The sequence below is a fragment of the Saliphagus sp. GCM10025334 genome, assembly GCF_042663485.1.
GTDB lineage: Archaea > Halobacteriota > Halobacteria > Halobacteriales > Natrialbaceae > Natronosalvus.
The window spans coordinates 472,825-488,359 of sequence record NZ_JBHTAF010000003.1 but is presented as its reverse complement, the minus strand read 5'-3'; the positions used below and the strand labels follow the sequence as shown (position 1 = coordinate 488,359).

Below are 15,535 nucleotides of genomic sequence, written 5' to 3'. Positions count from 1 at the left end.
CAGTCCTCGACCTGATACTGGTCGCTCGGGACGGAAAAGCCACGCCCATGTGTTTGCCGGAACGGCTCCCGTTGGGCAGAATCTTCAACGTTATATCCGCCGGGCCGAAATGACGACCGTATGCGCGAGGAGGCGACGGCGTTCGTTCCCGGCCACATCACCGGATTTTTCAGCGCCCACCCGGACGACGATCCGACGAAAGCCGGCTCTCGAGGCGCGGGGCTGACGCTGACCGACGGGGTCGACGTGACGGTGACACGAGCCGACGACCCGACCATCTTTCTCGAGGGCGAACGCGTCGACGTCGACCCCGTCTACACGGTGCTCGAGACGCTCGAGGCGCCGGCTCGCGTCGACGTCGAGTCCTCACTCCCGCTCGGATCCGGGTTCGGCATCTCTGGAGCGACGGCGCTGGGTGCGGCGCTGGCGGCCAACCACGTCTTCGATCGACGCCTCTCGTACAACGAACTGGTGACGATCGCCCACGGCGCGGAGGTCCAGGCCGGGACCGGACTCGGCGACGTCGTCGCCCAGGCCCACGGGGGGATTCCGATTCGGCTCGAGCCCGGCGCGCCCGCTCACAACGTTCTCGATGCGATACCCGCACGGGCACGCGTGGAATACCTCTCGTTCGGTGGACTGTCGACGGCGGACGTCATCACGGGTGACACGGACGTGCTGTCGGCGGCCGGGCAGGAGGCGCTCTCGCTGGTCGTCGACGAACCGACGCTCACGTCGTTCATCTACGCGTCCCGTCGATTCGCTCGCGAGGCGGGACTGCTCACCGACGAGGTGCGCGAGGTCCTCGACGACGTCGCGGCCGTCGAGGGTCAGGCGTCGATGGCGATGCTCGGCAACACGGTGTTCGCGCTGGGGACCGGCCTCTCCGATGCAGGGTACGAGCCAACGGTGTGTGGGACCCACTCGGCCGGTGCCGTGCTGAAGTGACGAATTCGATTCCTCGTTCTTTCGTATCGCCGTCCAGCGAAGCGTCCGTGGCCGACTGGATCAAGGTAATCCAATCCGGAATTGGTGGAGAGAAACGACACCAACTTAAGTAACGGCTGAAGCTATCAGTTTCCCGGTATTGTCTCCGATACTCGAGGCCGCAATCGACGTGACTCGCCCGGTCGAGCCGTGCTGTCCGTGTGGCCGCGTCGCTCGACGGAGCGGTTCCGACCGCGGCGTCTATGGCGTCTCCGGTCGCCGTGACGGCCCCCATCGAATAAGGAACCGACCAGTTCCGAATCGCTCAAGGCCGTGTCGTCCATCGATTTTTGAATATGTAATCTCAATTAATGGTAGCCAGAAGTTTATTATGGTTGAGTGTGGTGATGCACTCGAGTTCCAGAATGTCGTCTCTCAGTGACTTTCACCAAAATTTGTTTCGGCTGTACGAACACTACGTCGGCGAGCCCGATTCACCGAAGGACGTGTACGGATTCTGGGTGTTCATTGCCGGCTATCTCCTCGGCGCGGTCGGCGTCATCGTCTTCGTGGTCGGCTACACGGGGCAGGTCGCTCAGTTCGAGTTCCGCGTCTCCGGCGTCCTGGCCGCCATCGGCCTCGCGCTCTGTCTCTTCGGCATCGTACTCCTGTTACCCGTCCGGAGACGGGGGATTCAGGCGAGCGTCGTCGGCCTCTTCATCGCACTGGCGGGCGCCGCATCCTTCGGTGCCGTCTATCCCGACCACTGGTACTCACACGGCCGCGAACTGACCGTCGAAGTCGTCGGACTCTACGCGACCGGCATCGCAATCATCGCCGGCGTAACCGCGCTCGTCCCCATCGTCACGGGGCGCAAGGGGATGTTCGTCACGGAGGAAGGTGCGACGGAAGAGCCCCCGATCATGACCGGCGACTCCCTCGAGGGAGCTCAGTTCGCCGTCTTCCGCGACGAGGAGGGCGACTGGAAGTGGCACGTGCTCCACCTCGAGGCGCTCGCCGAGAGCGTATCCAGTGCGGTCACCCGCCCGGAGACGGAGTCGGGCATCGAGAACGTCAAGTCCCAGATTGGCTCGGCAGGCCTGATGGAGTTGACGACCTCGGCGTTTCGTCTCCACGAGGACCGCGAGGGGACCTGGCAGTGGACGCTGGCTCGAGACGACGGGAGCGTCGTGGGGACCTGCGCGAGCGAGTTCGACCGACGCGACGACGCCGAACAGTCGGTGAGCTTCCTCAAAGACCGCGGCCCTGGCGCGGACGTGATCGAGATCGAGGGGGCAGCTTTCACCTACACCGAACGGCGCGACCAGTGGTACTGGCAGCTGCTCGACGACGACCGGCGTCCGCTGGCCGAGAGCGAGGAGGGCCACGCGTCGATGGACCGTGCCGAAGCGGCAGCCCAGACGTTCGCCGAGCGGTTCGACCGGGCGCGACTCCTCGACGTCGACCACGTCGGCGTCGAACTCCTCGAGGAGGCCGACGGCTGGACCTGGCGGTTCGTCGACGAGGCCGACGAGGAACTGGCCCGGGCGACGACCGACTTCGAGACCAGGCGCGCCGCGGAAGACGCCGTCGAGGCGCTCCTCTCGGTACTCGAGTCGGCGTCGGTGACCGTCGCGGGCGAGCCGACCTACGAATGCTACGAATCCGAGGCCGAAGACGGCTGGAACTGGCGACTGGTCGACGAGAACGAACACGTCGTCGCACACAGCCCGTCGGCCCACGGGAGCGAAGCGGCGACCACCGAGGAGACCACCGCGTTCGCCGACCACACGACGGCCGCGTCCGTCGTGGAGATCGACGACGCCGAGTACGAGGTCTATCCGACCCAGCGAATGGCCGCCGTGGACGGCGGCGAACTCCAACCCGTGGACGCTGACGACGCCGAGTCTGACGAATCGACCGGCACCGACGAACCGTCGGTGACCCAGGACTGGCACTGGCGCCTCGTCACGGAGGACCGGGAGGTCATCGCGGCCAGCACCGAGGCCCACGTCGGTGAGGACGCCGCCGAGGACGCCATCGAGCGCGTCCGTCAACAGGCCAGCGAGGCCGACCTTATCGAGTTCGAGAACGCGGCGTTCCAGGTCTACGAGGCCGACTCCGGCGAGTGGCGCTGGCGGCTGATCGACGAGGACGGCAACGTGCTCGCCGACTCCGGCGAGGAACACACCTCCCGCGGGGACGCCGCCGAGGCCATGATGACGCTCAAAGAGCAGGCGCCCGAGGCCGAACTCCTCGAGATCGACACCGCTGCGTTCGAGATCTTCACCGAGGACGGCGAGTGGGGATGGCGGCTGATCGACGAGGCCGGCAAGATGGTCGCGGAGGACCCGGCCAGCCACCCGACGCGGGCGGCGGCCAAAGAAGCCATGGAGCGCCTGCTCACCCACCTCGATTCGAGCGTCCGGACTATGGACGACGCCATCTTCCAGACCTACGCCGACCAGGACTGGCAGTGGCGATTCGTGCTCCCGTCGGGCGAAACCGTCGCTGTGTCCGCCGAAGAGACCTCGACTCGCGACGAACTCGAGCGGGCCATCGACGACGTCCGCGAGACGGCAGCGAACGGCCAGCCCACGACCGTCGGCGACGTCTCCGTCCAGCTGTACGGCAGCGGGAGCGGCGAGTGGCGCTGGCGGCTCCTCGACCGGGAGCGGACGGTCGTCACCGACACCACCCGAACGTACGACTCGCGCGGTCGCGTGATGTCCGTCGTCAAGGGTCTGAAAGCGCGCGCGGCCGACGCGCCGATCTTCACCATCGACACGGCGGCCATCCGGCTGACCGACGACGGCGGCTGGGCCTGGGAGCTCATCGATTCCGACCGGGAGATACTCGCGAGCGCCGTCGAGACCGAGCGCACGAAGGCGAACGCGATGTCCGTCGTCGACGAGGTCAGGCGACGGGCACCCATCGCCGGTCGCGTCGACTTCGACGTCGCTTCGTTCGAACTGTTCGCCGACGAGGACGGACGGTGGCGCTGGCGGCTGATCGACGAGAACGGACGCACCGTCGCGGTCGGGTCGGAGGGCCACGCCTCGAGCGAGTCCGCTCAGGCGGCCCTCGAGGACGTTCGCGGGCTGATCGCGAACGCGAGCATCCTCGAGATCGATAGTGTCTCCTTCGAACTCCACCGCGCAGAGGACGGCTGGGTCTGGCGGCTGATCGACACCTACGGCGACGTGTTGGCCGAGAGCACCCAGAGCTACGAGCACCGCACGGACGCTCGGGAGGCGATGATGGCGGTGAAATCGCACGCACCCGAAGGCTGGATCACGTTCACCGAGTGATCGCCGGTCCCTGAGGCGGATTTCGTTTTACTGCGAATTCTCCGTTCGGAGCGTTCGGTTCGCTCGAGGGGGATGAGTCTCTCGAGGCCGAAAGCAAGAACGAAAACGAATCTCGAGAACGAGGCCGAGATCGGGAACGGGCGAGAGCTTACGGTTCGATCACGAGTTTCCCGAACACGCTGTCTTCCATCACGGCACGCTGTGCCTCGCCGGCCTCCTCGAGCCCGTACGTCTCGGCGATCTCGATCGACAGGTTGTCCGTCTCGAGGAGGTGTGCGACCCCACGAAGTGGCACGCGGAGGTCGGGCGTATTGAACATGCTCATGAACTGGTAGTTGACGTCCTTCGACCGGGCGGCACCGTCGTTCGTGAAGCCGGGATCGGGGCTGTTCTCGCCGATTCCGACGACTCGCGCGCCGGTCGCCGCCACGTCGGCGTCGAACTGGAGGTAATCGTCGAGGCGGTGGTCGAGAATCGCGTCGACGCCGCCGTCGCTGGCCTCGAGGACGGCGTCGGCGAGGTCTGCTCGGCCGTAATCGAGGACCGTCTCCGCGCCGAGGTCGGCCAGCGCGTCGTGGTAGTCGGGGCTCGCGGTCGTGAGGACGCGGGCGCTCACTGCGGCAGCGATCTGGACGGCAGCGTGGCCGACGCCGCCGGAGCCGCCGTGGACGAGGCAGTACTCGGCGGGGTCGAGGGCGGCGTGGTCGATCAGTGCCCGCCAGGCGGTTACGGTGGCGACGCCGGCCGCGCCCGCCTGCGTGGCGTCGACGCCGTCGGGCAAGTGGACGACGCGATCGGTCGGAATCGTGGCGTACTCGGCGTAGCTCCCCTGGGCCGTCGCGTTGCCGATCCCGGTCCCGAAGACCCGGTCGCCCGGTTCGAACCCCTCGACGGAGTCGCCGGTCTCGACGACGGTTCCCGAGACGTCCACGCCGGGCGTAAACGGCAGGGAGACTGGCTCGTAGGACCCGTCCCGGAAGTAGGTGTCGACGGGGTTGACGCCCGCCGCGGCGACCTCGAGGAGGAGTTCGTCGCTCCCCGGGTCGGGGCGGTCGGCGTCGACTACTTCGAGGACGTCCGGTCCACCGTGGGTGTCGAGTCGTACGGCGCGCATGTGCCTCGAGACGGCGCAGGGCGGCATAAATGGTGGCTTCCGTTTAGCCCGACCGTGCAGGCCTGGGCTGGCGTCAGGGACCGTCTCAGTCCCACACGTTGCCCGCAATCGCGTCGTTTTTGTCCGACCCACTCGAGGTGATCGGTGTGAGCGACCACGAGACCGTCCCGGCGGAGGTCGAAGACGAGTCGGAGATCCCCGCAGACCACCCCCGGTACACCGACCTGGTGACCCGGCACCGAATCGAACGCGGCGTCGAGAAGGGCATCACCCACCTCCAGGGTATGCACGCCGAGGGCCGCGGAAGCGCGTTCGACTACCTCCTGGGCGAAGAGACCATCCCGAGCGCCGACGACGCCGAACGAGCGGCCGCGGCCCATCTCCTGCTCGCCGACCGGCCGGTCCTCTCGATCAACGGCAACGTCGCTGCGCTCGTCCCCGCCGAGATGGTCGCGCTCGCCGACGCCGTCGGCGCCGACCTCGAGGTCAACCTCTTCAACCGGACGCCCGAGCGCATCGACGCCATCGCGGGCCACCTTCGCGACCACGGCGCCGAGGACGTCAAGGGGATCGAGGCGGACGCCCACATTCCGGGTCTCGAGCACGAGCGCGCGAAGGTCGACGCCGACGGGATCTACGCGGCCGACGTCGTCCTCGTCCCGCTCGAGGACGGTGACCGGGCCGAGGCGCTCGACGCGATGGGGAAGACGGAGATCGTCATCGACCTGAATCCGCTCTCGCGGTCTCCGCGCGTGGCGGACGTCCCGATCGTCGACAATATCGTCCGGGCGGTGCCGAATATCACCGCCTACGCGAGAGAGTTGGCCGACGCCGACGAGGCGACGCTCGAAGCCATCGTCGCCGACTTCGACGCGGAAGCGGCGCTCGAGGCCGCCGAAGCGCGGATCCGGAACGGTTTCTGAGCGAGCTATCTGAAACGGTCTCTGAGCGGTCTTCAGAGATCGTGCTGCATCGAGTGCTTCCACAGCTACTCGAAGCGGAACTACCGAGAGCGGGGAGCCGCGAGGCAGGCGCTCGTCGATGACGGTCGAGGGTAGAATCGGCACGCAGCCGCCGATTCAGGGACGGGCTTATGGCCTACCAGGCGACCGAGTCCCAGAACGGGTCGAGCAGGAAGAACAACGACTGGTAGGCGATGTACGCGAGGGCGACCGCCGAAGCGGTCATCGCGGCCTTGGGCCGCTCGAGGGGCAGTTCCTGGCGGGCTTCGACCAGGCGCGCCTCGAATTCGAAGAAGTCCGCGATGAGTAGGGTGAGGGCGAGCGAGGTGAAGATGACCCCCGGATGGAGGTCGACCGTGAGGTAGTAGAAACCGCCGAGGACGATCAGGAACGACGAGATGTCGAGGATGAGCGGGCGTGCGATAGCTTCGGGGTCGTCCTCGCGGGCCGCGGAGACGGTTCGCCGGTGTGCGACCGCGCGGACGAACAGGTTCGCGACGACGAGCGCGAGCAGAACGAACTCGATGAGCATGACGCCGCCGACGACCTCCTCGGCGAGGATGTCGATCGGGCCGAGCAGCGCTGGTGATAACATACTCGAAACACGGTGGTTCGTGCATTAGAATTTTTCCAATGTCGCGCGCGACTGGTCGAGAGCGCTCGAGTGGCGAAAACGGTATTCGTGAGGTTGCTACGGCAGGTATGGCACGATCGGTCGATGCCGACTAGGGCTACGGGCCAGCGAACGGCCCGCGACTGGCCGGCGTCTCGAGACAGGCGAGGCTCCGTTCGGGATCGACCCGGATCGAGACGGCCGAGCCGACGCCGATCGTCTCGAGACAGCGATCGTCGACACAGAGCGAGACGGCGACTTCGTCGCGCTCGACGGCGAGCGTGAGGTCGTCGTCGGGCACCACCCAGTGGCGCGTTCGGGTGGTGAACGGGGCGATCGGGACCACCGAGAGGGCGTCCACGGCCGCCGACAGCGAGGGGCCGGAGGCGGCGGCCGTGTAGGCGTGGCTCCCGGCCGGCGTCGCCGCGACCACGCCATCCGCGCGGAACGCCGCGAGCGTGCTCCCGCGGCTGTGGACGCTGTACTCCGAAATCTGGGCCGGTTCGTCGGTGACGAGCGAAACGTCGAAGACGGCCCTCGAGACGACCGAATCGTCGACGACGACCGAGACGAGCGGATGGTGCGTGACGGTCGCCTCGCCGCGAGTGAGGGCGTCGACGGCCTCCCGGAGGTCGGTTAGTGCGACCGGAGCGACCCCGGCGCTGGTCGCCACGGGGAGGATCGGCGCGTCGACGGCGTTCTCGAGGCCGGCGAGCGACGACAGCGCGCGATCACCGACCGCGACGACGAGGTCCGGGCCGGCGTCGCGAACCTCGTTCGGCGTTCCAGTGACAATCTCGAAATCGCCGCCGAGTACGCTGAGTGCGTCTTCGATCGCCTCCTCGCGTTCGCCAGCCCCCGAGTTCTCGTCCGTCGCTCCGTCCCCACCGGCGAGCGTGCCGGAGTCGGCCGCTCGAGTCGAATCACCCGTCACGTCGTCCGCGACGATCCCGATCCGGGGCGCGTCGCCCAGCGTCAACCCGTCCTCGTCCATACGACTCTGTTGCCGGGGATCGACCAAAAACGTGCGGTTCCGAGCGGCGCCGTCGCACTCGCCGTCCTCGCCGTCACTCGTCGTAGGGCCAGTCGCCCGTGATCCGCATCCCCTCGGCGAGGTCCTCGGCCTCGAGTCGCTCGACGATCTCGTCGGTCGACTTCGGCTCGGTGGTCACGTCGTCGCTCGCGAGCGTGACGACGTACTCGGTGAGGAGGATGGCCTGCTCGAGGAGGTCGCGTTTCTCGAGTTTTTCGAACGTATCGGCGAAGGTGTGGCCCCAGCCGCGACCGACCTCGTCGGACGTGCTCATCACGTGGGTTCCGGGGACGCCCCACCGGACGAACGGCCAGTGATCGCTGTGCGGGCCGAGTTTGGGGATCGTCTCGATGGGGTGGCCAAAGCGGTCGGACACCTCGTCGGCGACCTCCTCGAGGGCGTCGAAGCCGTGGGTGGTCAGCGAGAGTGTCCGTCCGCGCACGACTCCGTCGTTGTTGACGATGGCCTTGATTTCGTCGTGGTCCGCGGTGTCGGCGTGGTGTGCTGAGCCGACGAGGCCGACCTCCTCGGCGCCGTACGCGACGAACTCGACGCGCGTCTCGAGGTCGTCCTCGCGGGTAGCGAGGGCATGTGCGAGTTCGACCACCATCGCGGTGCCGGCGCCGTTGTCCAGGGCACCTTCCGCGATGTCGTGGGCGTCGACGTGGCTCGTGACGAGCACGCACTCGTCGGTCTCGGGACCGAGTTCGGCGTGGACGTTCTGGCTCTCGGCGTCCTCGATCGTCGCCTCGACGGCGACCTCGATCTCCTCGCCGTCGAACCGCCGGGCCAGCCTGGCGCCGACCTCGCTCGAGACGCCGACAGCCGGAACCTCGCCGACGGGACGTTCGGGTGTGCCGACGCTTCCCGTGGGCGGGAGACACCCCTCGACGTGATTGCGGTAGACGAAACCGGCGGCGCCGTTCTCGACCGCGTGGTAGTACTTCTCGCGGCGGTGGACGTACCGGTCGTAGTAGTCCGGAATGTCGCTTCGAACCATGACGATCGCCCCCTCGAGATCGGCGTCTTCGAACTGCTCGGGGAGGCCGTACTCAAGGTCGACGAGGGGTGCCGTCGCCGATCCGGCGGGGCTACGGGGGAGCGCGATGCACTCGAGTTCCAGGTCGTTCACTCGAATCGCGCTCGAGCCGCGTTCCCAGCCCTGAATCTCGTAGGGTTCGAGTCTCGCATTTCGGGCGCCAGCAGCCTCGAGCGCGTCGCGCGTCAGTTCCGCCGCCTCGCGTTCGCCCGACGAGCCGGCCATGCGGTTGCCGACGTCGACGAGGGCCTCGAGGTGGTTCCAGCCGCGATCACTGGTGAATACGTCGCCGATCCATGTAGACATGTGCCGGAGTAGGTCGGCCCGGTAGCCTAACTGTTGGGAATCCGGCCGTCCGGAACGAGACGGGGTCGACGGATCGTCAAAAATTGCCCGAATCTTCGGGCTATTCTCGACGAATCGTTGTGGCCTTTTAAGAGGTGATGAATTATCTTTACCATACCGGGGTAAAGCCCATCATTTATTAGCTAGTGCAGCATCTTCCCTGATAGACCGTTGGAATCTACTATGGCCAGTCACGTCGATGAAATCGTTCGTGTGTTGCCGGAACTCGAAGCCGACGAGGACGAGGGCCCGCAGTACTCCCTCACCCACTCCGAGGACACGCTCCTCGAACTCTACGAGACACAGGTACTCGCCCGAACGTTCGACGAAAAAGCGATCAGCCTCCACCGACAGGGGCGGATCGGTACCTACGCCCCTATGCAGGGCCAGGAGGCCGCCCAGATCGGCGCCGCAATGGCGCTTCGCGACGAGGACTACCTCTTTCCGACCTACCGCGATCACGCGATGTATCTCTCGCGTGGGCTCCCGCTTTCGGAGGTCGTCCGTCACCTGATGGGGCGCGGAAACTACGTCGACCGCCAGGACGAGGCGGACCTCCGGACGTTCCCGATCACGATTCCCATCGCGACCCAGCTCCCACACGCCGTCGGCATGGGCATGGCCTCGAACCTCAAAGGCGACAACGTCGTCTCGATGGCCAGCCTGGGCGACGGCGCCACCAGCGAGGGCGACTTCCACGAAGCCCTCAACTTCGCAGGCGTCTTCGAGGCACCGACCGTCTTCTTCTGCCAGAACAACGGCTACGCAATCTCGGTGCCACGGGAGCGCCAGACGGCGAGTGCTACCATCGCCCAGAAGGCCGACGCCTACGGCATCGAGGGCGTCCGCGTCGACGGCAACGACGTCCTGGCCGTCTACGACGTCGTGAACGAGGCCCTCGAGCGCGCCCGGAACGGCGGCGGCGCGACCCTCATCGAGGCCGTCACCTACCGGCGCGGACCCCACACGACCACCGACGACCCCGACGTCTACCGCGACGAGGACGAAGCCGACGAGTGGACCGACCCCCTCGAGCGCACCCGCGAGTACCTCGAGTCGACCGTCGGCTGGACCGACGAGGACGAGCAGGCCGTTCGCGAGCGGGCCGAGGAGCGGGTCCAGTCGGCAGTCGAGACGGCCGAATCCGAGTCCGACCCCGACGCCGAGACGATGTTCGATCACGTGTACGCAGGCGAACATCCGCGCTACGCCCGCCAGCGTCGGCAGCTTCCCGACGACCCGTCGCTCGGACACTGAGTCGGTTCCGGGCTGTTTTCCGGTCGCTGTTCGCCGTTCACCAATCATCGTTGTCGCTGTTCGTCGCTTTCGCCAATCGTCGCCATCGCTAATCATCGAGCATATTTCCAAAATCGCGACGCGCCTCTCGATTCGATCCCGCGGTATCGTCAGCGGCACTCGAGTCTTCGCACCGTTCCGCTTTCCCGGTAATTATTAGCGCGGCACGCCCACGCTCTGGCATGGAGATCGATCTGTCACCGCTCACGGACTTCCTCGTTGCCGAGGAACTCGACGCCTACCTCATCGACGACGACGCAACCGACTCCGACCAGCGCTACGTCTCCGGATTCTCGGCGCCCGACGCCTATCAGACGCTCGTCACCCCCGACGGCGAGGTCCACCTGCTCGTCTCGGGCCTCGAGTACGGCCGGGCTGTCAAGGAGTCGGGAGCCGACACAGTCACCCGGTACGCGACGTACGACTCCCAGGAACTCATCGCCGAGTACGGCCGCTACGAGGGGTTCCTCCGCGTCCTCGATCGGTTCCTAGACGACCGGGAGATCGCCTCGGTTGCCGTCCCGCGAAGCTTCCCGACCGGGACGGCCGACGGCCTCCGCGAGCGCGGTCTCGAGGTAACCGTCGAGTCCGACGGCATCGTCGGCGAGATTCGCTCGGTCAAACACGACGAGGAGATCGAGCACGTCCACCGGACCCAGCGGGCGAACCAGGCGGCGATGGCCGTCGCCGAGAGCCTGATCGCCGGGGCTGACGTCGAGGACGACGTCCTTCACCACGAGGGCGAACCGCTGACGAGCGAGCGCGTCACCGAGGAGATCGAGGTCGCGCTCCTGCGAAATGGCTGTTCGCTCGACGAGACCATCGTCGCGTGCGGCGAACACGGCGCCGACCCCCACGACCGCGGGAGCGGCCCGCTCGAGGCGAACGAGTTGATCGTGATCGACATCTTCCCGCGCGACAAGGAGACGAAGTACTTCGGCGACATGACCAGGACGTTCTGTCGGGGCGACCCGACCGACGAGATGCGCCGTCGCTACGAGGTCACCCACGAGGCCTTCGAGGCCGCGCTCGAAGCGATCGAACCCGGCGTCACCGGTGCGGCCGTCCACGACGCCGTCTGCGACGTCATCGAGGACGCCGGCTACGCCACCTTCCGGAGCGATCCCGGCACCGAGACGGGGTTCATTCACAGCACCGGCCACGGCGTCGGCCTCGACATCCACGAGTCGCCGAGTCTCTCGCCGTCGGGCGAGGAACTCGAGGTGGGCCACGTCGTCACGGTCGAACCCGGAATCTACGATCCCGCGGTCGGCGGCGTCCGAATCGAGGACCTCGTCGTCGTCACTGAAGATGGCTACGAGAACCTCACCGACTATCCGATCGACCTCGAGCCGTCGGTACGCGCTGAATCGAGCGAGTGAGCGCAGGCCGAACCGACTCGAGTGAGGTAGTGCTCGCCGACTCAGCCGAGTAAGTCGGTGCGTGCCGAACCAACTCGAGCCAATCGATCGGCGCCCGAACCGAGTCGAGCTACGGACCGCCGTCGCCCACCGAACCGTTTTTGCGCCGGCGACGGGTAGCGGTCCCCAATGGAGGTTCTGATCGTCGGCGCCGGTGCGATGGGAACGTGGTTCGGGGAAGCGATAGCCGACGATCCGTCCGTCGACGCGACGCTGGCGTTCGCCGACGTCGACGAGGATGCCGCCGAGCGGGCCGCCAAAACCGTGGGCGGCACCACCGCCGACCTCGAGGGAACGACGACCCACGAGGCCGTCTGTGTGGCCGTCCCGATGAGACACGTCGAGGAATCGATCGAACGCCACGCGAGGCGGGCCGAGCGCGCCGTGCTCGACGTTACCGGGGTGATGGCGACCCCGCTCGAGGCGATGGCCGCGTACGCCGACGAGCTCGAGCAGGCGAGTCTGCACCCGCTGTTCGCCCCCGAGCGAGCGCCCGGGTCGATCGCGACGGTACGTGCCCGCAGGGGGCCGGTCACCGACTCGCTGCTGTCGGCGCTCGAGTCAGCGGGCAACCGCCTCGTCGAGACAACCGCTGAGGAACACGACCGGGCGATGGAGTCCGTCCAGGCGGCGGCTCACGCCGCGATCCTGTCGTTCGCGCTGGCGGCCGAGCGCGTCCCCGAGGGGTTCCAGACGCCGGTGTACGACGACCTCGAGCGACTCGCCACCTACGTCACTGGAGGCAGTCCCCGCGTGTACGCGGACGTCCAGCGGACGTTCGACGGGGCCGACGCCGTCGCCGAGGCCGCTCGAGCGATCGCCGAGGCCGACGACGAGGCGTTCGAGGCGCTGTACGACGAGGCGGCCGGCCGGTGGAGTGACCGAGACAGACTCGACGACGGTGAAACGGGCGTTCAGGACGACGGCGAAACGATAGATCAGGACGTCACCGAGAACGCGAACGGAGGTGAGCGCGAGTGACCGACCAGCGCGAAGCCATCCGGTCGAACGCGAAGTACCTGCGCCAGGTTCGGCCGATCGATCCCGAGGAGATCAGCAGCTACGTCGAGGGCGAACCGCACCCGGCGGTCGTTGCCCAGATCCTCCGCGAGGAGGCGCTCGATCTCGGCCTCGTCGAACGCGAGGACGGGACGTTCGCCCCCGTGAGCGACGAACCGGTGCCGCCGCGATCGGCGGCTACCACCGATCCCGTTCACCGACTGCCCGAGCGGTACGTCACCCGTCTCGAGGAAGTGCTGGTCGACCGCTACGGCGTGGACTGGCACGAGGGCCCCTCGGGTTCGCTCCTCCGGTCGACGATCCGGCGCATGAAGTCCCAGTACCTCGAGCGGCGGTCGGTCTCCTACGACGAGGACGTCGCCGCCGGCTACGCCATCTACCACCTGCCGGGCTACTACGCGGCGATCCAGTACGCCCTGGACGACCTCGCCGAACGCGGGTTGCTCGAGCGACGGTTGCGCGTGCTCGACGTCGGGGCCGGCGTCGGCGGCCCCGCACTGGGACTGTTCGAGTTCCTCCCCGACGATTCGCTGGTGGACTACCACGCCGTCGAGCCCGGCCAGGGCGCCGACGTGCTCGAGGCGTTGCTCGAGGAGACGGGGCAAAACGTCCACGCGACGATCCACCGGACGACCATCGAGGCGTTCGATCCGGGGTCCCTGGACGACCGGGACTCCGATGCGGACGATGCGGATCCCGCGTTCGACCTCGTGCTCGCCTGTAACGTCCTCAGCGAACTCGAGGATCCCGAAGCCGTCCTTCGACGGGCGGTCGAGTGGCTCGCTCCCGACGGCTCGCTGGTGGCGATGGCGCCCGCCGACAAGAACGCCAGCATCGAACTCCGGGAACTCGAGCGAACCCTCGAGGCCGAGGGCGTCACCGTCTACGGCCCGACCGTTCGGCTGTGGGGCGGCGAATCGCCCGAAGACCGGGGCTGGTCGTTCGACGTGCACCCCGATCTCGAGGTGCCGTCGTTCCAGCGAAAGCTCGACCGGGCGGGCGAGGGTGCGGACCCTGGCGAGTTCGTCAACGTCGACGTCCAGTTCTCCTACTCGATTCTCCGGCGGGACGGAACCCGTCGAATCGCGATCGGGCTTGAGGGGAGTGGGCAGGCGAAAATGGCCGAAATGGAACACCACGTCACGAACCGGATCGACCTGACGGCCGCGAAGCTCAGCCACTCCCTGAGCGAGGCCCGTGGAGGGGGCGGGTCTCGAGGGCGGGATACAGACGACCGCGAACCGAACCCGATCTTCAAGATCAGCGACGGCAGCGAGGCCGTCGACCACTACGCCGTCGTGACGAACGAAACCGCGCTCAATCGCCCCCTGCTCGAGGCCGAGTACGGCGACGTGCTCGCGTTCGAGAACACGCTCGTTCTCTGGAACGACGACGAGGGCGCGTACAACCTCGTCGTCGACGAGGAGACGATCGTCGATCGGATCGGCTGACCTGGCTGACCCGGCTGACCGGGACCAGTGCCAGGACCGAAACGACCGACGTTCGCCAAACGGAGCACTTTTCGATCACGACGCCGACGAACGGGTATGAGCGAGCGCGAGAGCGAGCGACATGGAAATCGAGACCGCGACCGGAATCGAAACCGGGACGACGACCTCGAGATCCTCCTGACGAACGACGACGGGATCGACAGCCCCGGCCTCCGGGCGCTGTACGACGAACTCTCCGCCCTCGGCACCGTGACGACGGTCGCCCCAGCTACCGACCAGAGCGCCATCGGTCGCGCCCTCTCGAACGACGTCGACGTCGAGGACCACGAACTCGGCTACGCCGTCCACGGCACGCCCGCCGACTGTGTCGTCGCCGGCCTCTCGGAACTCTGCCCGACCGATCCCGACCTCGTGGTATCGGGGTGTAACAAGGGCGCCAACCTCGGCGAGTACGTCCTCGGGCGCTCGGGCACCGTCAGCGCCGCCGTCGAGGCCGCGTTCTTCGACGTACCCGCGATCGCCGCGTCGATGTACGTCCCCACCGGCGACCTCGCGTTCACCGACGTCGAGACGACCACCGAGGACTACGTCCTCGCCGCCGACGCGACCCGTTACCTCGCCGAACGCGGCCTCGAGTCCGGCGTCTTCGAGACGGTCGCGTACCTCAACGTTAACGCTCCGATGCCCGACGGCGCGACCGACAGCGTCGACCTCGCCCCGCTCGAGCTCACGCGCCCGTCGAAACGCTACGAGATGGACGCGAGTCGCCACGAGACGGGCGTCACCCTCCACGACCGCGTCTGGGAGGATATGGACCCCGACGTCATCCCCGACCCCGAGGGGACCGACCGGCGAGCCGTCGCCGAGGGTCGGATCAGCGTCTCCCCGCTGACGGCTCCCCACACCGTGGCCGATCCAGACTCGCTGTCGGAACTCGTGGCTTCCTACGGTCGTCTCGAGGAGCGTTCGCGACCGGAGTTTTGAGTTCGCCTGGGGCCGCCAC

At 67.3% G+C, this 15,535-nt stretch carries 12 protein-coding genes; 8 read left to right on the top strand and 4 right to left on the bottom strand.

Features of this window, described 5'->3' with window-relative positions; all coding sequences use genetic code 11:
* Nucleotides 1–120: 120 nt before the first annotated feature.
* Together ACFQO4_RS14655 and ACFQO4_RS14650 are read left to right on the top strand one after the other, a co-directional pair.
* Nucleotides 121–948 carry a pantoate kinase gene (locus ACFQO4_RS14655; protein ID WP_500261617.1) on the top strand — a complete coding sequence of 276 codons (828 nt, stop codon included), beginning with the start codon at nucleotides 121–123 and terminating at the stop codon, nucleotides 946–948.
* Nucleotides 949–1,352: 404 nt separating this feature from the next.
* Nucleotides 1,353–4,238, top strand: a complete 2,886-nt coding sequence (locus ACFQO4_RS14650; protein ID WP_500261616.1) for a DUF1508 domain-containing protein — start codon at nucleotides 1,353–1,355, stop codon at nucleotides 4,236–4,238.
* Between the two features lie 148 nt (nucleotides 4,239–4,386).
* On the opposite strand, the gene ACFQO4_RS14645 is transcribed toward ACFQO4_RS14650, so the two are convergent.
* Nucleotides 4,387–5,352, bottom strand: a complete 966-nt coding sequence (locus ACFQO4_RS14645) for an NADPH:quinone reductase (protein ID WP_500261615.1) — start codon at nucleotides 5,350–5,352, stop codon at nucleotides 4,387–4,389.
* A 146-nt stretch (nucleotides 5,353–5,498) separates the two neighbouring features.
* Between ACFQO4_RS14645 and ACFQO4_RS14640 the strand changes: the two genes are divergently transcribed.
* On the top strand, nucleotides 5,499–6,275 hold the full coding sequence (locus tag ACFQO4_RS14640; protein WP_500261614.1) for a 4-phosphopantoate--beta-alanine ligase: 777 nt from the start codon (nucleotides 5,499–5,501) through the stop codon (nucleotides 6,273–6,275).
* Between the two features lie 175 nt (nucleotides 6,276–6,450).
* On the opposite strand, the gene ACFQO4_RS14635 is transcribed toward ACFQO4_RS14640, so the two are convergent.
* The 3 genes from ACFQO4_RS14635 to ACFQO4_RS14625 all read right to left on the bottom strand — a co-directional run bounded on the left by ACFQO4_RS14635 (nucleotide 6,451) and on the right by ACFQO4_RS14625 (nucleotide 9,305).
* Complete coding sequence (locus ACFQO4_RS14635; protein ID WP_500261613.1) at nucleotides 6,451–6,909, bottom strand: DUF7313 family protein; 459 nt, start codon at nucleotides 6,907–6,909, stop codon at nucleotides 6,451–6,453.
* A 136-nt stretch (nucleotides 6,910–7,045) separates the two neighbouring features.
* Complete coding sequence (locus ACFQO4_RS14630) at nucleotides 7,046–7,921, bottom strand: NAD(+)/NADH kinase (protein ID WP_500261612.1); 876 nt, start codon at nucleotides 7,919–7,921, stop codon at nucleotides 7,046–7,048.
* 73 nt (nucleotides 7,922–7,994) lie between these two features.
* Nucleotides 7,995–9,305: a M28 family peptidase gene (locus ACFQO4_RS14625; RefSeq protein ID WP_500261611.1), complete on the bottom strand. Its 1,311-nt coding sequence runs from the start codon at nucleotides 9,303–9,305 to the stop codon at nucleotides 7,995–7,997.
* Nucleotides 9,306–9,527: 222 nt separating this feature from the next.
* Here ACFQO4_RS14625 and pdhA point away from each other — a divergent pair, with 222 nt between their 5' ends.
* The 5 genes from pdhA (at nucleotide 9,528) to surE (ending at nucleotide 15,516) form a co-directional block, all read left to right on the top strand.
* Complete coding sequence (gene pdhA, locus ACFQO4_RS14620) at nucleotides 9,528–10,601, top strand: pyruvate dehydrogenase (acetyl-transferring) E1 component subunit alpha (RefSeq protein ID WP_500261610.1); 1,074 nt, start codon at nucleotides 9,528–9,530, stop codon at nucleotides 10,599–10,601.
* Nucleotides 10,602–10,822: 221 nt separating this feature from the next.
* On the top strand, nucleotides 10,823–12,022 hold the full coding sequence (locus ACFQO4_RS14615; RefSeq protein WP_500261609.1) for a M24 family metallopeptidase: 1,200 nt from the start codon (nucleotides 10,823–10,825) through the stop codon (nucleotides 12,020–12,022).
* Nucleotides 12,023–12,190: 168 nt separating this feature from the next.
* Nucleotides 12,191–13,042 carry a prephenate dehydrogenase gene (locus ACFQO4_RS14610; protein WP_500261608.1) on the top strand — a complete coding sequence of 284 codons (852 nt, stop codon included), beginning with the start codon at nucleotides 12,191–12,193 and terminating at the stop codon, nucleotides 13,040–13,042.
* Nucleotides 13,039–14,532 carry a small ribosomal subunit Rsm22 family protein gene (locus ACFQO4_RS14605; protein ID WP_500261607.1) on the top strand — a complete coding sequence of 498 codons (1,494 nt, stop codon included), beginning with the start codon at nucleotides 13,039–13,041 and terminating at the stop codon, nucleotides 14,530–14,532. The genes ACFQO4_RS14610 and ACFQO4_RS14605 overlap by 4 nt, the downstream gene beginning before the upstream one ends.
* A 96-nt stretch (nucleotides 14,533–14,628) precedes the next feature.
* Entirely contained in the window at nucleotides 14,629–15,516 is an 888-nt protein-coding gene (gene surE, locus ACFQO4_RS14600; RefSeq protein ID WP_500261606.1) for a 5'/3'-nucleotidase SurE, read from the top strand.
* The last annotated feature ends 19 nt before the right edge of the window (nucleotides 15,517–15,535 follow it).